This is a genomic window from Variovorax sp. GW822-FHT04E09, assembly GCF_058800845.1.
In genome coordinates, this window is the sequence record NZ_JBXAMR010000004.1 from 119838 (window position 1) to 140734 (window position 20897).

General features: G+C 69.8%; 17 protein-coding genes. 6 read left to right on the forward strand and 11 right to left on the reverse strand.

The window, feature by feature from the left end:
- Positions 1-132 precede the first annotated feature (132 nt).
- Genes AC1RL8_RS17610 through AC1RL8_RS17625 form a run of 4 tightly spaced genes read left to right on the forward strand, consistent with a single transcriptional unit; the run spans position 133 to position 4563 of the window.
- Entirely contained in the window at positions 133-1365 is a 1233-nt protein-coding gene (locus AC1RL8_RS17610; RefSeq protein ID WP_492686014.1) for an acyl-CoA dehydrogenase family protein, read from the forward strand.
- Positions 1362-2333 (forward strand): ABC transporter substrate-binding protein, encoded by a 972-nt coding sequence (locus AC1RL8_RS17615; protein ID WP_492686013.1) that lies wholly within the window; start codon positions 1362-1364, stop codon positions 2331-2333. Before AC1RL8_RS17610 ends, AC1RL8_RS17615 begins: the two co-directional genes overlap by 4 nt.
- Complete coding sequence (locus AC1RL8_RS17620; RefSeq protein WP_062477560.1) at positions 2330-2929, forward strand: cysteine dioxygenase family protein; 600 nt, start codon at positions 2330-2332, stop codon at positions 2927-2929. The genes AC1RL8_RS17615 and AC1RL8_RS17620 overlap by 4 nt, the downstream gene beginning before the upstream one ends.
- The gene (locus AC1RL8_RS17625; RefSeq protein WP_492686012.1) at positions 2926-4563 is read left to right on the forward strand and encodes a rhodanese-related sulfurtransferase; all 1638 of its coding nucleotides are present in this window, start codon (positions 2926-2928) and stop codon (positions 4561-4563) included. Before AC1RL8_RS17620 ends, AC1RL8_RS17625 begins: the two co-directional genes overlap by 4 nt.
- Positions 4564-4635: 72 nt before the next feature.
- Here AC1RL8_RS17625 and AC1RL8_RS17630 read toward each other — a convergent pair whose 3' ends face one another.
- From AC1RL8_RS17630 to AC1RL8_RS17660, 7 genes are all read right to left on the reverse strand, one after another.
- Positions 4636-6105, reverse strand: coding sequence for a DEAD/DEAH box helicase (locus tag AC1RL8_RS17630; protein WP_492686011.1), 1470 nt, complete (start codon positions 6103-6105; stop codon positions 4636-4638).
- Between the two features lie 130 nt (positions 6106-6235).
- On the reverse strand, positions 6236-7123 hold the full coding sequence (gene ypfJ / locus AC1RL8_RS17635) for a KPN_02809 family neutral zinc metallopeptidase (protein WP_062477550.1): 888 nt from the start codon (positions 7121-7123) through the stop codon (positions 6236-6238).
- Positions 7124-7235: 112 nt separating this feature from the next.
- On the reverse strand, positions 7236-7802 hold the full coding sequence (dcd, locus tag AC1RL8_RS17640) for a dCTP deaminase (protein ID WP_062477547.1): 567 nt from the start codon (positions 7800-7802) through the stop codon (positions 7236-7238).
- 85 nt (positions 7803-7887) lie between these two features.
- Positions 7888-9174, reverse strand: coding sequence for a guanine deaminase (gene guaD, locus AC1RL8_RS17645; protein ID WP_095744216.1), 1287 nt, complete (start codon positions 9172-9174; stop codon positions 7888-7890).
- A gap of 102 nt (positions 9175-9276) precedes the next feature.
- Positions 9277-10392, reverse strand: a complete 1116-nt coding sequence (locus AC1RL8_RS17650) for a BMP family ABC transporter substrate-binding protein (protein WP_492686010.1) — start codon at positions 10390-10392, stop codon at positions 9277-9279.
- A gap of 132 nt (positions 10393-10524) precedes the next feature.
- The gene (locus tag AC1RL8_RS17655) at positions 10525-11358 is read right to left on the reverse strand and encodes an SDR family NAD(P)-dependent oxidoreductase (protein WP_492686009.1); all 834 of its coding nucleotides are present in this window, start codon (positions 11356-11358) and stop codon (positions 10525-10527) included.
- 103 nt (positions 11359-11461) lie between these two features.
- Entirely contained in the window at positions 11462-12409 is a 948-nt protein-coding gene (locus tag AC1RL8_RS17660) for a GlxA family transcriptional regulator (RefSeq protein ID WP_492686008.1), read from the reverse strand.
- Between the two features lie 175 nt (positions 12410-12584).
- Between AC1RL8_RS17660 and AC1RL8_RS17665 the strand changes: the two genes are divergently transcribed.
- Entirely contained in the window at positions 12585-13844 is a 1260-nt protein-coding gene (locus AC1RL8_RS17665) for an MFS transporter (RefSeq protein ID WP_492686007.1), read from the forward strand.
- Here the strand turns inward: AC1RL8_RS17665 and AC1RL8_RS17670 are convergent.
- The 3 genes from AC1RL8_RS17670 to AC1RL8_RS17680 all read right to left on the reverse strand — a co-directional run bounded on the left by AC1RL8_RS17670 (position 13834) and on the right by AC1RL8_RS17680 (position 18347).
- Complete coding sequence (locus AC1RL8_RS17670; RefSeq protein WP_492686006.1) at positions 13834-16365, reverse strand: penicillin acylase family protein; 2532 nt, start codon at positions 16363-16365, stop codon at positions 13834-13836. The genes AC1RL8_RS17665 and AC1RL8_RS17670 overlap by 11 nt on opposite strands.
- Positions 16366-16481: 116 nt before the next feature.
- Positions 16482-17291, reverse strand: coding sequence for a helix-turn-helix domain-containing protein (locus AC1RL8_RS17675; RefSeq protein ID WP_492686005.1), 810 nt, complete (start codon positions 17289-17291; stop codon positions 16482-16484).
- 102 nt (positions 17292-17393) lie between these two features.
- Positions 17394-18347 carry a LysR substrate-binding domain-containing protein gene (locus AC1RL8_RS17680; protein WP_492686004.1) on the reverse strand — a complete coding sequence of 318 codons (954 nt, stop codon included), beginning with the start codon at positions 18345-18347 and terminating at the stop codon, positions 17394-17396.
- A gap of 107 nt (positions 18348-18454) precedes the next feature.
- Here AC1RL8_RS17680 and AC1RL8_RS17685 point away from each other — a divergent pair, with 107 nt between their 5' ends.
- Positions 18455-19768: an MFS transporter gene (locus tag AC1RL8_RS17685; protein ID WP_492686003.1), complete on the forward strand. Its 1314-nt coding sequence runs from the start codon at positions 18455-18457 to the stop codon at positions 19766-19768.
- On the opposite strand, the gene AC1RL8_RS17690 is transcribed toward AC1RL8_RS17685, so the two are convergent.
- Entirely contained in the window at positions 19729-20796 is a 1068-nt protein-coding gene (locus AC1RL8_RS17690) for an adenosine deaminase (RefSeq protein WP_139701969.1), read from the reverse strand. The two genes, AC1RL8_RS17685 and AC1RL8_RS17690, sit on opposite strands and share 40 nt — an antisense overlap.
- Between the last annotated feature and the right edge of the window lie 101 nt (positions 20797-20897).

Genomic DNA, 20897 nt, shown 5'->3' on the forward strand with positions numbered 1-20897 from the left:
TTCTTCACTCACTCACGAGGAGAAGCGAGACCGTACCGAGACGGGCCCCGAAAACGAACGCAGAAAAACGAATTTGGATATGCGCGATGCATCCTTCGCGCGCTGGCAGCGGGCCTTTACCGTGCGGGCACCATGAGTGCACTCCCCTTGCGCCGCGCGCCGGCCGTTCCCGAAACAGACACCCCGCCCTCCGTCGACCTCAGCGTGCTGGCCCGCCTGTCGGACCAGTTCGCGTCCACGGCCGAAGACCACGACCGCAGCGGCGCCTTTCCGCGCCAGAACTTCGAGGCGCTGCAGGCGCACGGCCTAGTCGGCCTCGTCGCGCCCGTCGCATACGGCGGCGGCGGTGCCACGCTGGCCACGGCGCGCCGCGTGATCGCGGCGGTGGCGCGCGGCGAGCCCGCCACCGCGCTGATCCTCACCATGACCTACCTGCAGCACCAGGCGCTCGCGCGCCGAGAGAGCCGCTGGCCCGCGCACCTGCGCGAGCGCGTGGCACGCGACGCGGTGGCGCACGGCGCGCTCATCAACGCGCTGCGCGTCGAGCCCGCGCTGGGCTCGCCGGCGCGCGGCGGCCTGCCCGGCACCGTGGCGCGGCGCACGCCCGAGGGCTGGCGCATCGACGGCCACAAGCTCTACACGACCGGCATCGAGGGCCTGTCGTGGCTCGCGGTCTGGGCGCGCACCGACGAGCCAGCGCCGCGCACCGGCGTGTTCCTGGTGCCGCGCGACGCGCCAGGCCTGCGCGTGATCGCGAGCTGGGACCACCTGGGCCTGCGCGCCTCGGGCAGCCACGAGGTGGTGTTCGAGGACGTCGCCATTGCCGCCGACCACGCCGTCGACCTGCGCGCGCCCGCCGACTGGGCGCCCGGCGCCGGCAGCCAGACCGACATCGACGCCCATGCGGCGCAGCAGGCCTGGATGGTCGTGCTGCTGGGCAGCCTCTACGACGCCGTGGCGCGCGCCGCGCGCGACTGGCTGGTCGACTTCCTGAACCGGCGCGCGCCCGGCAGCCTGGGCGCGCCGCTGGCCAGCCTGCCGCGCGTGCAGGAGCAAGTCGGCGAGATCGAGGCGCTGCTGCGCACCAACCGCGTGCTGCTCGACGACGCGGCTTCCGCGGTCGACAGCGGCCACACCCCGCACGCGACCGACAGCGGCCTGCTCAAGCACACCGTGACCACGCACGCCATCCGCGTGGTCGAACTGGCGTTGCAACTGAGCGGCAACCACGGCCTCACGCGCCAGAACCCGCTTGAACGCCATTACCGCGACGTGCTGTGCAGCCGCATCCACACGCCGCAGAACGACGCGATCCTGGTCGCGGCGGGGCAGCGTGCGCTGCAGGCATCGGGAGGTGCGGCATGAGCGCGCTGCCAATTTCTCGCCGCGCCTGGCTCGCGCAAGGCGCCGCGCTGTCGCTGGCCGTGGCCGGCCCGTTGCGCGCCCTGGCGCAACCCCAGGCCACGCTGGTGCTCGGCGACCAGGCCGGCGGCCTGCGCTCGCTGTTCGAGGCCTCCAGGGCCCTCGACGACGCGCCCTTCGCCTATCGCTGGGCCAACTTCCAGGGCGCCGCGCCGCTGTTCGAGGCGCAGCGCAGCGCCGCCGTCGACACCGCGATGGCCGGCGACCTGCCCGTGCTCGCGGCGGCCGTCGGCAAGACGCCGCTGAAGATCGTCGCCACGCGCGTGGGCAAGGCCGAGTCGCTGGGCATCGTGGTGCAGCCCGACTCGCCGCTGCGCCGCGTGGCCGACCTGCGCGGCCAGACGGTGGTCGTCTCGTCGGCGCGCGGCAGCATCTCGCAGTACCAGCTCTACGGCGCGCTCGAAGAGGCCGGCGTGCGGCGCGACGAGGTCACGGTGAAGTTCGTGCTGCCCACCGACGCGGCGGCCGCGTTCGCGTCGAAGCAGATCGACGCCTGGGCCATCTTCGACCCCTACTACGCCATCGCGCTGCAGCAGGGCGGGCGCATCCTGCGCGACGGGCGCGGCATCAACACGGCGCTGGGCTTCATCACCGCGAGCGAGCATTCGCTGGCCGACCCGGCCCGGCGCGCGGCCATCGTGCAGTTTCTCGAGCGGCTCGCCCGCGCGGGCGACTGGGCGCTGGCCAACCCCGAGGCCTATGCACAGGCCTACAGCCAGCTCACGCGGCTGCCGATCGCGTCGGCGCGCCTCATCACGGCGCGCGCCTCGGTGGCGGGGCGGCCCGTGAGCGAGGCCGACATCGCCGCGCTACAAACTGTGGCCGACCGCTCGGCGCGTGACGGTATCCTTCCCACACGCGTGGATGTGCGCGCGATCACCGACACCCAACTCTGGAAACGCCCCGCATGATTGCTCCGCTGCGCGATTTCGTCGGCGCCTTCGGCCGGCTGCTCGACAGCCGGCCCGACGAGCCGCGCATCCTGTCCGAAGGCGGCGCGCTGCTGCGCACGCTGGTGGCGCGCGACGACTGGCTGCCCGACGCCTTCGCCGTGGCCGACCCGACCTACTACCAGCAGTTCTTGCTGCATGCCGACAGCACCGAGCGCTTCTCGGTCGTGAGCTTCGTCTGGGGACCGGGCCAGGCCACGCCGATCCACGACCACACGGTGTGGGGCCTCATCGGCATGCTGCGCGGCGCCGAGTACAGCCAGCCCTACGCGCTCGACGCCGACGGCACCGCGCGGCCCCAAGGCGAGCCGGTGCGGCTCGATGCGGGCCATGTCGAGGCCGTGTCGCCCACCGTGGGCGACCTGCACCGCGTGCACAACGCGCACGCCGACCGCGTGTCGATCAGCATCCATGTGTACGGCGCCAACATCGGCGCCGTGCGCCGCCACACCTACCCGGCCGAAGGCGGGCGCAAGCCCTTCGTCTCCGGCTACTCCAACACGCTGCTGCCCAACCTGTGGGACCGCTCCGCCGAACTCCGAAACACTGCCGCATGACGACGACAACGACCGCCTCCTTTCCCCTGCTGCCCTTCGCCGCGCTGCGCGAACGGCTGATCGCGCGCGAGGAGACCGCGCTGCTCGACCTGCGCGAGGAAGACCCGTTCGCGCAGGAGCACCCGCTGTGGGCCGCCAACCTGCCGCTGTCGCGCATCGAGATCGAAGCGTGGCGACGCATTCCGCGGCGCGACACTTTCATCGTGCTGTACGGCGCGCACGACGGTGTCGATCTCGCCCCTCTCGCGGCACGCACCTTCGCCGCGCTCGGCTACACCAACGTGCACCTGCTCGACGGTGGCCTCGAAGGCTGGCGCGCGGCGGGCGGCGAGCTGTTCCGCGACGTGAACGTGCCGAGCAAGTCCTTCGGCGAGCTGGTCGAGCACGAGCGCCACACGCCGTCGCTGTCGGCGCCCGAGGTGAAGGCGCTCATCGACAGCCGCGCCGACGTGGTCGTGCTCGACGCGCGCCGCTTCGACGAATACCAGACCATGAGCATCCCCTCGGCCACCAGCGTGCCCGGCGCGGAGCTGGTGCTGCGCGTGCGCGAACTCGCACCCGACCCGGCCACGCGCGTGATCGTGAACTGCGCGGGCCGCACGCGCAGCATCATCGGCACGCAGTCGCTCGTGAACGCGGGCATCCCGAACCCGGTGGCCGCACTGCGCAACGGCACCATCGGCTGGAAGCTCGCGGGCCAGGTGCTCGACCACGGCGCGGGCCGGCAGGCGCCGGCAGCAGTGTCTGAGGCGAACCGCGCACAGGCGCAGGCCGACGCGCGCCGCGTGGCCGACGCCGCGGGCGTGCGCCGCATCGCCCTCGACGCGCTCGGCACGCTAGAGGCACCGGGCCGCACCGTGTACCGCTTCGACGTGCGCACGCCCGAGGAATACGCCGCCGGCCACCTGCCCGGCTTCGCGAGCGCGCCCGGCGGGCAGCTCGTGCAGGAAACCGACCACCAGGTGCCGGTGCGCGGCGCACGCGTCGTGCTGGCCGACGACGACGGCGTGCGCGCATCGATGAGCGCCTCATGGCTCGCGCAGATGGGCTGGGAGGTGTACGTGCTCGACGCGGTTCCACCGGCCGCTGCGCACAGCGAGACCGGCACGCCGACGTCGGCCTACCCGCCCGTCGCGGCCACGGTCACTGAGATCGCGCCGCAGGCCTTGGCCGAGTTGCTGAAGCAGCAACCCACCACCGCCGTGATCGACGTGACCACGAGCGCCAACTACGTGAAGCGCCACATTCCCGGCGCCTGGTACGTGATCCGCGCGCAGCTCGCCCAGGCGCTCGACCGCCAGGCCCTTCCGTCCGCCCCGCGCTACGTGCTCACATGCGGCAGCAGCCTGCTCGCGCGCTACGCCGCGGCCGACCTGCGCGCCCTGCTCGACGCACGCGGCCAGCGCGACGTGGAGGTGCAGGTGCTCACGGGCGGCAACACCGCCTGGTTCGCCGCCGGGCTGCCGGCCGAAACCGGCGAGACCCGCCTGGCCACCGCCCGCACCGACCGCTACCGCCGGCCCTACGAAGGCACCGACGCACCCGCCGAGGCCATGCAGGCCTATCTAGACTGGGAGTTCGGGCTGGTGGAGCAACTGGGGCGCGACGGCACGCATCACTTCCGCGTGGCCTGAGCGCGCGCAGCGCAGACGTAAAAAAGCCGGGCATGCCCGGCTTTTTTACTTTCGCTGTCGCGCAGCCCCGGCTCAACCCGGCTCGGCCGCCTTGAACAGTGCCGCGACCTTGCGCTTGCTCTTGATGTTGCTCGAGATGCCGCGTGCGGGCGCCGCCTTGGCCGACGCTTCCCAGGCCGGCGCGGCTTCGCGCTCGCCGGACTCGTAGGGCTTGTCGAAGAACGGGTCGCGCGGCGCCGACGGCGCACGGTGCGGGCGGCCGCCACCGCTCATGCTGCGGCGGGTGTCGGCTTCGCGGCGTTCGCGCGGCTGGTCGAGCACGTCGCGTGCGTCGCCGGCTTCGCCTTCTTCACGCCAGTGGCGGCGTCCATCGTTGATGCGGCCGCGCGGGCGGTCTTCTTCGAACTCAACGGGTTCGAGTTCGATCTTCTTCTTGATCAGCTTCTCGATGTCGGCCACCAGGCGGGCATCGTTGCCGCCGCTGGCGAAGCTCACGGCCAGGCCCGATGCACCGGCGCGGCCCGTGCGGCCGATGCGGTGCACGTAGTCTTCGGCGTTGAACGGAATGTCGAAGTTGAAGACAGCGGGCACGTCCTTGATGTCCAGGCCGCGGGCCGCGACGTCGGTGCACACCAAGAGGTCGACTTCGCCGGCCTTGAACGAGGCGAGCGCCTTCAGGCGTTCGTCCTGGCTCTTGTCGCCGTGCAGTGCGGTGGTACGCAGACCGTCGCGCTCCAGCGAGCGTGCGAGGCGCGCGCAGCCGAGCTTGCTGTTGACGAACACGAAGGCCTGCGTAATGCCGCGCTGCTTGACGATCTGCTTGAGCGCACGGCGCTTGTCGTCGTCAGAGACGCTGTAGAAATGCTGTTCGACGGTGGAGGCCGTTTCGTTCGGCCGCGCCACTTCGATGGTGACCGGGTTCTGCAGGTAGCTGCTGGCCAGCCGCTTGATCTCGGACGAGAAGGTGGCCGAGAACAGCAGCGTGGTGCGCTGCTTGGGCAGGTAGCTCAGGATGCGCTGCAGGTCGGGCAGGAAACCGATGTCGAGCATGCGGTCGGCCTCGTCGAGCACGACGTATTCGACCTGGTTGAGCACCGCGTTCTTGGCCTCGATGTGATCGAGCAGCCGGCCCGGCGTGGCCACGAGCACTTCGACGCCCTTCTTCAGCTCCAGCGTCTGGGGCTTCATGTCGATGCCGCCGAACACGACCGTGCTGCGCAGGTTGGTGTACTTGGCGTACAGCTTGACCTGTTGCGCGACCTGGTCGGCCAGCTCGCGCGTGGGCAGCAGCACCAGCGCACGCACCGGATGCCGCGCGGGCGAGGTGGAGGCGTTTTCGTGCTTGAGCATGCGCTGCAGCAAAGGCAGCGAAAACGCTGCCGTCTTGCCGGTGCCGGTCTGCGCGGCGCCCATCACGTCCTGGCCTGAAAGCACGACCGGAATGGCCTGGGCCTGGATGGGCGTCATGGTCTCGTAGCCCATTTCGGCCACGGCGCGGGCCAGCGGTTCTGCCAGCGAAAGATTGGAGAAGGACATTGTCATTGAGCCCTCTATTGTCGCATTGCCGCAAAAAACGGCAGTGACAACGAAACGACAACGTCCGCAAAGCTCGAATTGCTATTTATTCAATAGCAAGGCCCCCAATGAATCCGGGGCTCTCGGGAGACAATCTTTACAGATTGCGCGCGTTGAAGGTGTCGCAGGACTTCATTTCACCCGTCTGGTAGCCCGTGCCGAACCAGCGTTGGCGCTGCGCACTGGAGCCGTGGGTGAAGCTGTCGGGCACCACGGCGCGGCCCGCAGAGCGCTGCAGGGCGTCGTCGCCGATCTTCTGCGCGGCGTTCATGGCGGCCTCGATGTCGCCCGGGTCGAGCCACTTCTTCGACTCCTGCGAATGGTGTGCCCACACGCCCGCGAAGCAGTCGGCCTGCAGCTCGACGCGCACGCTGACGGCGTTGTTCTGCGACTGGCTCAGGCGCCCGCGCATGCCGTCGACCTTGGCGGTGATGCCCAGTTCGTCCTGCACGTGGTGGCCGACCTCGTGCGCGATGACGTATGCCTGCGCGAACTCGCCGGGCGCGCCGAGCTGGTTCTTGAGGGTGTCGTAGAACGCCAGGTCGATGTAGACCTTCTTGTCGCCCGGGCAGTAGAACGGCCCCATGGCCGATTGACCGGTGCCGCAGGCCGTGGGCGTGGCGCCGCGGAACAGCACGAGCCGGGGCGCCTGGTAATTGCCGCCGCTCTTGCGGAAGAGATCGGTCCAGACCACTTCGGTGTTCTTCAGCACGGTGGAGACGAAGGCCGCCTCGCGGTCGCCGGTGGGCGGCTTGGGCGCGGGGCCTTGCTGCTGTTGCTGCACCTGGACCGGGTCGCCGCCGCCGCTGAGCAGGCTCAGCACGGTGAGCGGGTTGATGCCGAAGATCCAGCCGGCGATGAGCGCGACCGCGATGGTGCCGATGCCGATGCCTCGCCCGCCGATGAAGCCGCCGCCTCCGCCGCCACCCCCGCCGTCACGGCGGTCTTCGACGTTGTCGGATTGTTCGTTGCCTTCCCATCTCATCGCAGTCTCCTTGCCGGCTTGCTGAACGGCGTATTTGCCGGAACGTCGCAGGATGGTACTTGGCCCGGCCGCCCGGAACGTAACCGGCGGTCAGGATGCCTGTATCAGGCTGTCAGGTCTTGGGCAGCGTGACGCCGCGCTGGCCCTGGTACTTGCCGCCGCGGTCCTTGTAGCTGGTTTCGCAGACCTCGTCGCTCTCGAAGAACAGCACCTGCGCGCAGCCTTCGCCCGCGTAGATCTTGGCGGGCAGCGGCGTGGTGTTGCTGAACTCCAGCGTCACGTAGCCTTCCCACTCGGGCTCGAACGGGGTCACGTTGACGATGATGCCGCAGCGCGCGTACGTGCTCTTGCCCAGGCAGATGGTCAGCACGTTGCGCGGGATGCGGAAGTACTCCACGGTGCGCGCCAGCGCGAAGCTGTTGGGCGGGATGATGCAGTAGTCGCCGTGCATGTCGACGAAGCTCTTCTCGTCGAAGTTCTTCGGGTCGACCACGGTGCTGTGGATGTTGGTGAAGACCTTGAACTCGGGCGCGCACCGGATGTCGTAGCCGTAGCTCGAGGTGCCGTAGCTGATGATCTTGTGGCCGTCGTTCTCGCGCACCTGGCCCGGTTCGAAGGGATCGATCATTCCTTCGTTCTCGGCCATGCGCCGGATCCATTTGTCGCTCTTGATGCTCATATGCGCTCGCTGATGCTGCTGCGGGGGAAATCGGGGCCGAATTGTGGCATGGGCGCCCTGCGCGCCCTCCCCCCGCAGGCGCCGCTCAGCCCGCCTGCGAAATCACCGTGCGCTCGACCAGCCGGTCGTCGCCCAGCACGATCATCGCGAACAGCAGCTCTTCGAGGTTGTTGGCCAGCGAGGTCTTGCGCGCCAGCAGCGGCGTGGCGGACGGGTTCAGCACCAGGAAGTCGGCCTCGCAGCCCGGCTGCAGGTTGCCGACCACGCCGTCCAGCCCCAGCGAACGCGCCGCGCCGCCGGTGTGGTGCCACCACAGCCGCGAGGGCGCGATGCTCAGGCCGGTCTTGGTCTGGCCCTCGCGGCCCACGTAGTACGCGGCCAGCATGGTGTGGAAGGGGCTGAAGCTGGTGCCGCCGCCCACGTCGCTGGCCAGGCCGTAGGGTTGCTCGAGGCGGTCGGCCGCGCCGAAGTCGAAGAAGCCGCTGCCCAGGAACAGGTTGCTCGTGGGGCTCACGGCGGCGGCCGTCTTCGTCTCGTGCATGAGCGCACGGTCGGTGTCGTCCAGGTAGATGCAGTGGGCGTACACGGCGCGCTCGCGCAGCAGGCCGAAGTCGGCGTACACGTCGAGGTAGGAGCGCGACTTGGGGTACAGCTCGCGCGCCCACTTCACCTCGTCGCGGTTCTCGGCCACGTGCGACTGGATCCAGGTGTCGCCGTATTTGGCGGCCAGCTCGCCGGCGCCGCGCATCTGCGCGTCGGTGCTGGTGGGCGCAAAGCGCGGCGTGATGGCGTAGCCCAGGCGGTCGACGTTGTGCCACTTGCGGATCAGCGCCTCGGTGTCGACCAGGCTCTGCTCGGTGTCGTCGCGCACGCCGTCGGGCGAGTTGCGGTCCTGCAGCACCTTGCCAGTGATCATGCGCAGCTGGCGGCGCTGCGCGCTCTCGAAGAAGGCGTCGACCGAGGCGACGTGCGAGGTCGCGAAGGTCAGCGAGGTGGTCACGCCGTTGCGCAGCAGCTCGTCGAAGAACACGTCGGCCACCACGCGCGAATGAGCGGGGTCGGCGAACTTGCTTTCGGCCGGGAAGGTGTAGTTCTCGAGCCAGGGCAGCAGGCCGGCGGCGGGCGCGCCGATGATGTCGGTCTGCGGGTAATGCACGTGCATGTCCACGAAGCCCGGCGCCAGGATGCGGCCCGGCAGGTGGGTGGTGTGGGCGCCGGCATGGCGCTGCGACACGTCGGCATGGCTGCCGGCGTCGAGCACGCGCTGGCGGCCGGTGCTGTCGGGGGCGACGACCAGCAGGCCGTCCTCGTCGAAGACAGGCAGGCCGGCGGCGTCGAATCGCAGGAGGGAGGCGCGGTAGGCTTTTTTCATCGTGGATTCGGAGGGTAATCCAGCCCCGGACGGCGGGAATTGCCCTGCGCGTATGAGTGCTATACGCGCAACGCTCTCTTCAGGCGGGGCAAAAGGCCGCGCTCAGCGTGTCACCCGCCCCTGCACGCCCTCGGCCAGCCAGTTCATCTGCAGGATCTGCTCGTCGCTCAGCTGCGCGCCCTTGGCGATCGCGACGCGGCCTTCGTTGTCGCGCACATCGGCCGCCACCGCGCGGAACGGCTGCAGCTTGCCCGCCGCGATGTCCTTCTGCCGCGCCTGCACCTCGTCCTGCACGGCCTTGGGCACCTTCGTGCCGAAGTCGCCGACGCGGATCATTCCTTCCTTCACGCCGCCCCAGAGGTTGCCGCTCTTCCAGGTGCCGTCGAGCACGGCCTTCGCGCGTTGCGTGTAGTAACCGCCCCACTGGTGCGTGACCGCGACGATCTGCGCGTCGGGCGCGATCTTGCGCATGTCGGAGTGGTAGGCCACGGCCATCTTGCCGCGCTCCTGCGCGGCGGCCATCACGGCGGTGGAGCCGGTGTGGAAGGTCAGCACGTCGGCGTTCTGGTTGAACAGCGCCATCGCTGCGTCGCGCTCCTTCGGCGGATCGAACCATTCGTTGAGCCACACCACGATCACCTTGGCCTTCGGGTTCACCGAGCGCATGCCGAGCGTGAAGGCGTTGATGCCCTGCAGCACCTCGGGAATCGGAAAGCCCGCCACGTAGCCGGCCACGTTCGTCTTCGTCATGCGCCCGGCCGCGATGCCCGCGAGGTAACGGCCTTCGTAGTAGCGGGCGTTGGCGGTGGCGACGTTGGGCGCGGTCTTGTAGCCGGTGATCGATTCGAACTTCACGCCGGGGAAGTCCTTCGCGACCTTCAGCGTCGGCTCCATGTAGCCGAAGCTGGGCGTGAAGATCAGCTGGCTGCCCTGCTGCGCAAGGTCGCGGATCACGCGCTCGGCGTCGGCGCCCTCGGGCACGTTCTCGACGAAGACGGTGTTCACGCGGGGTCCCAGCGCGGCCTCGACGGCCTTGCGGCCTTCTTCATGCTGGCGCACCCACCCGGCATCGGTGACCGGCGTGACATAGACAAAGCCGATCTTCAGCGCGTCCTTGGCCAGGGGCGGCTTCGGCGGTGCGGTCTGTGAAAAGGCGGGGGATAAAAAACAGGCGGTCACCCACGCCAGAACGGCGCGGCCCGCGAGGTTTTTGTACATGGTGTTCCTCTACATGGCCCCGGAAAAGCAAAACCCCGCAGCAGGCCGGGACGCCCTGCTGCGGGGTGGAGATTTTAAGCGTCGGGGCTCAGCGAGCCCTGCTCGCCGCCCACAGCCACGCAGGCACAGGTGTCATGCCCGCGCCGCCGTATCCGCCCCGTTCACCCGGTAGCGCGCCGCCGGCGCCGTGCTCGACAACCGGCCCGACATCGCACGCCGCGCCGCGTCGAACGCATCCCACTCGGCCAGATCAGGCAACGCCGGAATCGTGACCTGCTCGCCCTGGTCGAGCCCCGCGAGGGCCGCGTCGACCATGTCCTGCGCCGTCATCACGATCTCCTTGGGCAGGTGCGCCATCGGCACGCCCGCGACGCCCCAGAACTCGGTGGCTGTCGCGCCGGGCAGCACCGCCTGCACGCGCACGCCCTTGTCCTTCAGCTCGTGCTGCAGCGACTGGCTCAGCGCCAGCACGAAGGCCTTGGTGCCGCCGTACACGCCGTTGAGCGTCTCGGGCGAGATCGCCACGATGGAGGCGATGTTCACCAGCGTGCCGCCGCCGCGTTCGACGAAACCGGGCACGGCCGCATAGGTGAGCCGCGTGAGCGCGCTCACGTTGAGCTCGATCATGTCCTCCATCTTGTCGATGTCCGAGCCGAGCAGCGGCCCGGCGGCGCCGAAGCCGGCGTTGTTCACCAGCAGGGTGATGTCGCCGCGGGTGCGCAGCACGGCTTCCACGGACGCGATGTCCTTCCGGTCGGACAGGTCGGCCGGAAGAACCTCGACCTTGCGCCCCGTTTCGTCCGAGAGCTTCGCGGCCAGTGCGGCGAGGCGCTCGCGGTTGCGCGCCACCAGGATCAGGTCGAAGCCGCGTCGCGCGAGACGGTCCGCGTACACGGCGCCGATGCCCGACGACGCGCCGGTGATGAGGGCCGTGCCCTTGTTCGGATTTGCTTGGGTTGCAGTCATGGAGTTCCTTCGTCGCCACGGGTGTATGGCCGTGGGGAGAAGTCTCTTCCTGCAAGGCGATGGCGTAAATGTCATATAAGCCACCTTTCAGGACATGCACTGCTCAAGCCGTCGCAGCCTCCCGACGGGCCACGCGGCGCACGCTCTGCGGCGGATGCCCCAGCGTGCGCAGGAAGGCGCGGCGCATGCGCTCGGGGTCGCCGAAGCCCGTTTCGCGCGCGACCACGCCGAGCGCGAGGCTGCCCTCGTCGATCAGCGCGCGTGCCGCCTCCACGCGCAGGTTCTCGACCGCGTGCGCCGGCGACTGCCCGGTCTCGGCCTTGAAGGCGCGGCTGAACTGGCGCGGGCTGAGGTGCGCGACCTCGGCCAGTTCGTCCACCGACAGCGTCTCGCGCAGGTTGGCGCGCGCATGCACCAGCGCCTTCTGGATGCGGTCCGACTTGGGCGCCAGCTCGAGCAGCGCGGAATGCTGCGACTGCCCGCCCGCGCGGCGGTGGTACACGACCAGCTTCCTCGCCGCGAACCGTGCCACCTCCACGCCGAGGTCTTCCTCCACCAGTGCCAGCACGAGGTCGATGCCCGCCGTCATGCCGGCCGAGGTCCACACCGGCCCGTCGTTGATGAAGATGCGGTCGGGCTGCACCTTGACGGCAGGGTGGCGCTTCTGCAGTTCGCCCGCAAAGGACCAGTGCGTGGTCGCCCGGCGTCCGTCGAGCAGGCCCGCATCCGCCAGCCCGAAGGCGCCGGTGCAGATGCTGGTCACGCGGCGCGCGTTGCGCAGCCCCGCGCGCAGGAAGCGGCACATCTTCTCGGACGTGGGCGCGATGAAGAGCGCGCCGCTCATCACCAGCGTGTCGAACTTCCCCGTGCCGAAGCGCTTGCTGTCGGTGACCACGCCCGACGAGCTGGTCACGGGGCCGCCCTCTTCCGACAGCAGCTCGACCTGGTAGACCTGCTTGCCGGCATGGATGTTCGCGAGCTCGAACGCGGCAATGGCAGCGAGGTCGAGGATCTGGAAACCGGGGAAGACGAGCATGCCGATGCGTTTCATGGCCATGTCCTGAAAAGAGGGTTGTTAGAGGTAGCAGACGCAAGGCTAGACCAACCCGTCGCACCGCGCCAGCGGGAGGGATACGGCCTGCGCCCTTCCCGCGCCGCGATGGGTGCCCCCACCAATCGGCAAGCGCCAGCCCGCGCGGGTCGTCCCACAATGGGCGTTCCCCACCATGACCAACCCGACGACAACGACAACAGGCGCCCCCACAGCCGAACCGGGCGCCCACGCACACTGGCAGCGCAACCTCGCCGTCTGCATGTTCGGTTCCTTCACGACCATCATCGCGATGACGCTGCTGCTGCCCTTCCTGCCGCTATACGTCGAGCAGCTTGGCGTGAAGGACCACGCGGCCATCGTGCAGTGGTCGGGCGCGGCCTATGGCGCCACTTTCCTGAGCGCCGCGCTGGTCGCGCCGCTGTGGGGCCGGCTGGCCGACCGCTACGGGCGCAAGCCGATGCTGATCCGCGCGAGCCTCGGCATGGCGGTGGCGATGGCGCTGATCGGCCTCGCGGCCAACGTGTGGCAGCTCGTAGGCCTGCGGCTGCTGGCGGGGCTGCTCGGCGGGTACGCCTCGGGCTCGATGGTACTGGTCGCCACGCAGACGCCCAAGGACCGCACCGGCTGGGCGCTGGGCACGATGTCGTCGGCCATCATGGCGGGCAACCTCGTGGGGCCGCTGGTAGGCGGGGTGCTGCCGCCGCTGGTCGGCATCCGCAACACCTTCTTCGCGGCCGGCGCAATGATCTTCATCGCCTTTCTCGCGACGGCCTTTCTCATCCGTGAAGAGAAGAAGGCACCTTCCGCCGCAAGGCAACGCGGCACGTCCGACGACACCGGTTGGGCCGCCGTGCCCGACAAGCGCCCGCTGGTCGCGATGTTCTTCACCGGCATGCTGCTGATGCTCGCGAACATGTCGATCGAGCCGATCATCACGGTCTACGTCGCCACGCTGCTCGACGACCCGCAGCGCGTGACGATGATGGCCGGCCTCGTGATGTCGGCCGCCGCGCTCGGCAGCATCCTCTCGGCCTCGCGGCTGGGCAAGCTGGCCGACCGCGTGGGGCACTGGAACGTGATCGTCGGCTGTCTTGCAGTGTCGGCGCTGCTGCTGATTCCGCAGGCCTTCGTCACGGCGGGCTGGCAGCTGGTGGTGCTGCGCTTCCTGATGGGGCTGTCGCTCGGCGGGCTGCTGCCGTGCATTGCCAGCGTGATCCGCCACAACGTACCCGAGCGCGTGGCCGGCAACATGCTGGGCTACTCGACGTCGGCGCAGTACGCGGGCCAGGTGGCGGGCCCGCTGCTGGGCGGCTTCGTGGGCGGGCACATCGGCATGCGCGCGGTGTTCCTCGGCACCTGCGTGCTCATGGCCGCAGGCGCCGGGTGGAACTGGCTCGCGCAGCGCGCGGCCGCGTCGTCTGCTATTCGCTGACGACCGCGCTGCGGTAGGCCGCGTCGCCCTTGATCTCCGCTTCGGAGAACGGCACCTTCAGCCACTGCCCCGCGCTGTAGGCCCGGGTGTAGTCGGCGTTGTGCGCCGAGGCCGGGTCGTCCGACAGCGAGAACGTCAGGAAGGTGTGGGCCTCCACGCCGCCTTCAGAGAACCGCACGATCTGCATGTAGCTGTTGCCGTTCGGGTTGCCGTCCATGGTGTAGCCGCCCTTGTCGAGCCGGTTCTCGGAGCAGGCGATGGTGAAGTAGCCCGGGCCGTGGCAGCCGCCGTACAGCGGGATCTTCTGGCCGCCGCGCGTGGCGAACAGGTAGTCGCCACGCTGTGCATCGAGTGCGAAGCCGCTGGCCTCCACGCGCGCGACGGCCGCGCCGAAGGCCTGCTGCAGGGCACTCGCGGCACCGGCCTTCAGGTCGCGCGGCGTGTGGATCGGATCGCTCGCGCTGAACGGCACGTTGTAGAGCGTGGCCGCGGATTGCAGCGACGCGCGGTTCCAGAACTCGTCCCAGATGTGCGCGCCGCGCGCGCCGATCGTGCCCGTGTTGTTCCAGGCCTTGAGCACCGCGCAGGCCGGGCCGGTGTCCACGTCGCGCCCGATGGCGGCGCCGCCTTGCGGATCGGTCGCCACGTTGATCGTCGGCGTCGCGCACACCATGGCCAGCGCCTGGTCCTTGAACAGTTCGGCCGTCAGCACGCGGCTGTTGAGCACCATCTGCTTGACGGTCTCGGGCGTGGCCGCCTTGCCGGCGTAGCTGTCGGTGCCGTCGATGCGCGCCTGCGCCATCAGGTTGCCCAGGCGCGTGCGGAAGCTCACGGCCTCCGTGCCCGCGGGCCCCATGATGGCCGGGTAGCCGGTCATCGGCGCCTTCGGGTTCGCGAGCCAGTAGCTGTCGTTCGAGTTCTCGACGTAGTCGTCGCGCAGCAGGCTCGGCAGCCGGGCCGCGCCGATGGCGCCCTTCTGCGCCGAGTCGGCATCGGTCTGCCAGTCGCATTCGCTCTTCGAGCCGTCGAAGAAGGGCACGCGCGGCAGCGAGGCGCCGGCCGCCGCGCCCAGCGGCGTCGTGCAGCTGGCCACCTGGGCGGGCGACACGTTGGGAACCGCGCCGATGTCCGCATACCAGGCCTTGGCCGCGCCGCGGCCCACGGCCACGGTGTTGACCCACGGAATGGCCGCTTCCTCGCGCTGGATGGCGATGAACTCGTCGAGCGACTTGGCCTGGTTCCAGCGCAGCCAGTTCTTGAAGGTGCGGTAGTTCTCGCCGTTGATGTCGCGGATCGCGAAGGCCGTGGTCTGGCTCCAGGCGAACGGCGCACCGAAGGTCGTGAGGTTGACCATCGGCCCGTACTCCGACTTGTAGAGCGTGCGCGTCACCGGCGCCACGCTGCCGTCGGTCTGCTTCACGTTGACGGTGATGTTGAGCGCCTGCATCTTCACGGGCTTGCCGTCGCGCATGTAGCTGGTCGGGTCGCCCGCCGCGAGCTTCAGTTCGTAGAAGCCGAAGCGGCGCGCGGTCGACACCGTGTGGCTCCACGCGATGTTGTCGTTGAAGCCGATGAGGATCACCGGAATGCCGAGGAACGAGGTGCCGCTGATGTTGAGCTGGCCCGGAATCGTGAGTTGCGCCTGGTAGAAGCGGTCCGGCCCGCGCCAGTACCAGTGCGGGTTGCCGAAGAGCAGCGGGCTGCTGTCACCGGTGGCGGCGGTGCCGAAGCCGATCATGTTGCTGCCCACGCCCTCCTTGCCGCCGACCTGCAGCTCGGGCACGTTGAAGAGCGCCGCCACCTGCAGCGAGGCCTTCTTCGCGCCGCCGCGCGCAGCCATCTTGGTGGGCGCCGCCGGTGCGGGTGCGATCGCATTGGCGATGTTCGCCAGGAAGTTGCTGTAGCCGCCCGCGAGGTTGGCCGCGTACATGCGGCGGTAGATGTCCTCGGCCGTGATGGGCTTCACCCAGGCTTCGTTGCGGCAGGCCTGGTGCGCCGTGCCGCCGGCCTTCACGTCGCGCACGTAGCGGTTGTAGCCAGCGGCGAAGCCCTCGACCAGCTGCTTCAGGTTGTCGGGCTGGGCCGCGATCATCTTCGCGAGCACGTCGGCCGAGATCACCTGCTTGTGGAAGAAGTCGGAGTCGATGTTCTTCGGCCGCGCGATGGTGCTGCTGGCCACGAGCTGCGCATCGCCGCCGAGGTACTGCGAACGCTCGCCGCGGTAGGTGAGGAAGGAGTCGGCCATCGTGCACAGGTCGTCTTCCGCCTGCGCAAAACCGTAGCCGTAGCCCACGCCGGGCCAGTTGTCGGCCTTGATGTGCGGCACGCCCAGGGCGGTGCGGCGGATCTCGGCCTTGTAGCTGCCTTCGGCCGGTGGGTTGGTGGGCGGGTTGCCGCCGATGGGAAAGAACGGGAACCCGTTGCCGCCTCCACCACCGCCACCGCAGGCGGTGAGCGTGGTCGCTGTGACCAACGCGAGCAGGGACAGCGGCATGGCGCCGCGCGAGGATGTCTGTCTCATGGATGTCTCCGGTTGATGCTCTCTTGATGGAGCACCGCCAGCTTAGGCAGGCAGGCCGGCTGCGGCTTGAACGCAGCCGCTGTCCTGCGCCGCGCCTGGAGACCTTCGAAGGCGCCTCAGTGCGCGAGCCCGCGCCCCCACGCGTGCGAGGCCTGCTCGTCGGCCGTCACGCGCACCTGGTTCGACAGGAAGGACGGCGACAGGCCGAAGTAGCGCTGGAAGGTGCGGCTCATGTGCGCCGCGTCGGTGAAGCCGCTGGCCAGCGCCACGTCGGTCAGCGGGCGGCGCGCGGTGAACTGCTGCACCGTGCGGCGCACCTTGGTCCACAGCGCATAGCGCTTGATCGACACGCCCACCTGCTGCGCGAACAGGTGCGTGAGCCGGTCGGGCGAGAGAAAGGCCAGCGCCGACAGCTCGCGCAGCGGGATCTGCCCCGCATGCGTGCGAATGGCTTGCAGCACGCGCTCAATGCGCGGGTCGATGGCGGCTTCGATCTCGGGGCACTCGGTGATCGCGGTGACCAGCCTGGAGCTGAGCAGTTGCAGGCGCCGGTCGGACAGCGCGCCGTGCTGCGCCGGCTCGAAGTCGTCGCGCGCGCGGCCGAAGCGGCGCGCGTCGAGCGGCTGGATGCCGTGGCCGCCCAGGTGCCGAGAGAGCATGCGGTAGGCGCTGGAGGCCGGGTCGAGGTTGAGCGACAGCAGCCCGCAGCCGTCGACGTCCAGGCGGCGCGGCACATGCGGCCCCACCAGCGCGGCCGTGCAGCGCACGCGCGTGCCGTCGACCGCCTCCAGCGTGAAGGGATGGCCGCTCACCGAGGCCAGCAGCGTGGCCGACGAACGCGCCGTGAGCCCCGACTGGATCGCCGGTGTGATGTAGAGGAACCTGTCGTCCCACAGATGCAGGGAGTTGTGCCGCGTAATGGTCATGCCGCCTCGCTTGGGTCTTGTCTCTTGCGCTTGTCTTGTCTCTAGCGGCGGATTCTCACGCATTGCGCCCCCGGCCCCGGCAAGGGCCTGCGCTCGGCGGGGTCAGCGCGGTGACACGGCCTGCAGCTGCGCGTGCTGGCGCACCGCCTCCAGCAGCAGAGTGGCCAGCCGGCTCGCCGGCGCCTCGGCGCGGGCCTGCGCGCGGTACAGCACGAGCGAGATCTGCGGCAGCGCCGGCAGCGAGAGCACCGAGCGATCGAGCGTGCGCACATGCGAGGGCAGCCCGAACGGCGTGCGCACCGTGAGGCCCAGGCCGGCAGACGTCGCGGCCCACAGCGCGGCCAGGCTGGCGCTGCCGAAGGCGCGGCGCCACGGCAGGCCGGCGCGGTCGAGCGCGGTGATGACGATCTCGCGCAGCGGGCACGGGGCGTCGAGCATGATGAGCGGCAGCGGCTCCTTGCTCTTCACGGCGCGAACGCCCGCGCGGTGCTCGCGCTCGGTCCACCAGGGCGCATCGACGCGCTCGGGCACCGTGGGGCCGATCCACAGCAGCGGCAGCCGCGCCACGCGCTCGGCATACGGCGACAGCGGCTGGTCGCCGGCGTCCCAGGCCAGTGCCAGGTCGAGCTGGCCCAGCTCGAGCCGCTCGCGCAACTCGCCGCTGCGCGCCACGCAGGCCTCGATGCGCACCTTGGGGTGGGCGCGCGCGAAGCGGCCGAGCACGGCCGGCAGCAACGTTTCGCCGAAGTCTTCCTGCAGGCCCAGCCGCACCCAGCCCTGCAGGTCGGCACCGCGCAGGGCGGCGCTGGCCTCGTCGTTGAGCTCGAGCATGCGATGCGCGTAGGCCAGCAGCGTCTCGCCAGCGTCGGTGAGCGCCAGGCCGCGGCCCTCCTTGCGGAACAGCACGGTGCCGGCCTGCGACTCCAGCTTCTTGAGCTGCGCGCTCACGGCCGAGGTCGAGCGGCCCAGCTTGTCGGCCGCGCGCGCGTAGCTGCCGAGCGCCATGCCGGTGGAAAAAGTGCGCAGCACGTCGAGATCGAACATCACCTGGGTCATCGCGGGTCCTTGCATGAGGCTTTTTTGATCATCCTGAATTTCAGGACGATCCGCTCATTATTTTCTGATTTTCAAAACCTTTGCAGCGGCGGACACTGCGCTGCAACATGACCCAATCGCCCTCCTCCACCCCGCTGTCGCCCCGCCACCGCTGGAAGGTGCTCGCCGCCGGCGTGGCCGCCAACGCGGCCTTCTCGGTCGCCTTCAGCGGCATTCCCATGACCGCCGTGCTCATGCGCACCGGCTACCAACTGGACAACGCCGCGCTCGGCCTGGTGCTCGGCCTCATGGGCCTGGGCATCGCCGTGAGCGAGCTGCCCTGGGGCCTGCTGACCGACCGCTGGGGCGACCGCCCCGTGCTGCTGGCCGGGTTGGGCAGCACGGCGATCGCGCTGGTCGCGATGGCGCTGTGGGCCGCGCCGGGGCCCGGCCACGTGCCGGGCCTCGGCGTGCTGGGCGCGGGGCTGCTGCTGGTGGGCCTGCTCGGCGGCAGCGTGAACGGTGCCAGCGGGCGCGCGGTGATGACCTGGTTCGACGCCAGCGAGCGCGGCCTGGCCATGAGCATCCGCCAGACCGCCGTGCCGATGGGCGGCGGCATCGGTGCGCTGGTGCTGCCCTTCGTGGCACTGCACTTCGGCTTTGCCGCGCTGTACGGCCTGCTGGCGCTGCTGTGCGCGCTGAGCGCGGCGATGAGCTGGGCCTGGGTGCACGAGCCGCCCGTGGCGCCCCGCCATGCGAACGTGGAAGCGCCGGCGCCGAAGACCGGCCCGCTGCGCGATGTGCGCGTGTGGCGCATCGTGGCCGGCATCGGCATCCTGTGCGCGCCGCAGTTCGCGGTGCTGTCCTTCGGCACGGTGTTCCTGCACGACTTCGGCCACGTGGGCCTGGGTACGATCACCGCCGCCATGGTCTTCGTGCAGGTCGGCGCGATGGCGATGCGCGTGTGGAGCGGCCGCTGGACCGACCGCCGCCGCAACCGCCCGGCCTACCTGCGCGCCTGCAGCGCGCTCAGCGTGCTGCTGTTCGCAGGCTTGGGTGCGCTGGTGATGGCGGCGGGCACCGAGCCGCCGTCCATGTCTCTACGCTTGGCGCTGATCGCGCTGCTGACCGTGAGCGGGGTGTGCGTGTCGGCCTGGCACGGCGTGGCGTACACCGAGCTGGCCACGCTGGCCGGCGCGGCGCGTGCCGGCACCGCGCTGGGCATGGCGAACACCAGCGTGTTCCTCGTGTGCTTCGTCACTCCCTTCTCGATTCCGCACCTGCTGGCGCTGCAGGGCTGGCCGGTCGTGTGGCTGGCGGCCAGTGCCTGTGCGCTGGTGGCGATGCCGCTGCTCGTGCCGCGCCGCAACGCCGGTCCCGGCGCCTGCACGGCAGAGCTCGCTCAGAAGGTCGCGAAGACGGCGTTGAGCCGGTCGACGTAGGCGCGCTTGGCCGCCGCGTCGATGAAGCTGCCCTCGAAGCTGTTGGCCGCGAGCTGCCAGGCCTGCTGCACGCCCAGGCCGGTGGCGGCGAAGGTCTGCGTGAAGTTCTGGTTCATGTAGCCGCCGAAGTAGGCCGGGTCGTCCGAGTTGACGGTGGCGACCAGCCCCGCGTCGAGCAGCGCGCCCAGGTTGTGCTGCGACAGGTCGGGGAACACGCAGAGCTTGAGGTTCGACAGCGGGCACACGGTGAGCGGAATGCGGTCTTGCGCCAGCCGCTTCATCAACGCCGGGTCCTTCGCGCTTTGCACGCCGTGGTCGACGCGCTCGACCTTCAGCACGTCGAGCGCGCTCCACACGTAGGCCGGCGGGCCTTCTTCGCCCGCGTGCGCGACGAGGTGGAAGCCCAGCTCGCGGCAGCGTGCGAACACGCGCGCGAACTTCTCGGGTGGGTGGCCGACCTCGCTCGAATCGAGTCCCACGCCGATGAATTTGTCGCGGTACGGCAGCGCCTGCTCCAGCGTCTCGAAGGCCTCTTCCTCGCTCAGGTGGCGCAGGAAGCACAGGATGAGCGAGGCGCTCACGCCCAGCTTGGGCAGCGCATCGACGCAGGCGCGGTGCAGGCCGTTGACCACCGTTTCCATGGCCACGCCGCGCGCCGTGTGCGTCTGCGGGTCGAAGAACATCTCGGTGTGCACCACGTGGTCGGCGGCGGCGCGCTCCAGGTAGGCCCAGGCCATGTCGTAGAAGTCCTGCTCTTTCAGCAGCACGCTGGCGCCGGCGTAGTAGATGTCGAGAAAGGTCTGCAGGTTGGTGAAGGCGTAGGCCTTGCGCAGGTCTTCCACGCTGGCATACGGGATCGAGACACCGTTTCGCTGCGCGAGCGCGAAGATCAGCTCGGGCTCGAGCGAGCCTTCGATGTGCATGTGCAGCTCGGCCTTGGGCATGGCGCGCAGCAGCTCGGGCAGGCGTTCGGCGGGAATGCGCTGCGCGAAGCTGGGGTCGAAGAGGGGGCGGCTGGAATCGGTCATGGGGCGTGGGAAATCGACGTTGTGATCGCGCACAGCATAAGGGCAGACACCCTGCGCGGCATCCCCGAAAACGTATACGCTGCCAGCCCCATTTCCCCCAA

Bases quoted from the DNA above. Each gene is read 5' to 3' on its own strand.
- AC1RL8_RS17665 (WP_492686007.1), top strand. From the start codon at position 12,585: ATGACCAACCCGACGACAACGACAACAGGCGCCCCCACAGCCGAACCG.
- AC1RL8_RS17625 (WP_492686012.1), top strand. From the start codon at position 2,926: ATGACGACGACAACGACCGCCTCCTTTCCCCTGCTGCCCTTCGCCGCG.
- AC1RL8_RS17660 (WP_492686008.1), bottom strand. From the start codon at position 12,409: ATGAAACGCATCGGCATGCTCGTCTTCCCCGGTTTCCAGATCCTCGAC.
- AC1RL8_RS17630 (WP_492686011.1), bottom strand. From the start codon at position 6,105: ATGACAATGTCCTTCTCCAATCTTTCGCTGGCAGAACCGCTGGCCCGC.
- AC1RL8_RS17690 (WP_139701969.1), bottom strand. From the start codon at position 20,796: ATGACCGATTCCAGCCGCCCCCTCTTCGACCCCAGCTTCGCGCAGCGC.
- AC1RL8_RS17610 (WP_492686014.1), top strand. From the start codon at position 133: ATGAGTGCACTCCCCTTGCGCCGCGCGCCGGCCGTTCCCGAAACAGAC.
- dcd (WP_062477547.1), bottom strand. From the start codon at position 7,802: ATGAGCATCAAGAGCGACAAATGGATCCGGCGCATGGCCGAGAACGAA.
- AC1RL8_RS17650 (WP_492686010.1), bottom strand. From the start codon at position 10,392: ATGTACAAAAACCTCGCGGGCCGCGCCGTTCTGGCGTGGGTGACCGCC.
- ypfJ (WP_062477550.1), bottom strand. From the start codon at position 7,123: ATGAGATGGGAAGGCAACGAACAATCCGACAACGTCGAAGACCGCCGT.
- AC1RL8_RS17675 (WP_492686005.1), bottom strand. From the start codon at position 17,291: ATGACCATTACGCGGCACAACTCCCTGCATCTGTGGGACGACAGGTTC.
- AC1RL8_RS17680 (WP_492686004.1), bottom strand. From the start codon at position 18,347: ATGACCCAGGTGATGTTCGATCTCGACGTGCTGCGCACTTTTTCCACC.
- AC1RL8_RS17615 (WP_492686013.1), top strand. From the start codon at position 1,362: ATGAGCGCGCTGCCAATTTCTCGCCGCGCCTGGCTCGCGCAAGGCGCC.
- AC1RL8_RS17685 (WP_492686003.1), top strand. From the start codon at position 18,455: ATGACCCAATCGCCCTCCTCCACCCCGCTGTCGCCCCGCCACCGCTGG.
- AC1RL8_RS17655 (WP_492686009.1), bottom strand. From the start codon at position 11,358: ATGACTGCAACCCAAGCAAATCCGAACAAGGGCACGGCCCTCATCACC.
- guaD (WP_095744216.1), bottom strand. From the start codon at position 9,174: ATGAAAAAAGCCTACCGCGCCTCCCTCCTGCGATTCGACGCCGCCGGC.
- AC1RL8_RS17670 (WP_492686006.1), bottom strand. From the start codon at position 16,365: ATGAGACAGACATCCTCGCGCGGCGCCATGCCGCTGTCCCTGCTCGCG.
- AC1RL8_RS17620 (WP_062477560.1), top strand. From the start codon at position 2,330: ATGATTGCTCCGCTGCGCGATTTCGTCGGCGCCTTCGGCCGGCTGCTC.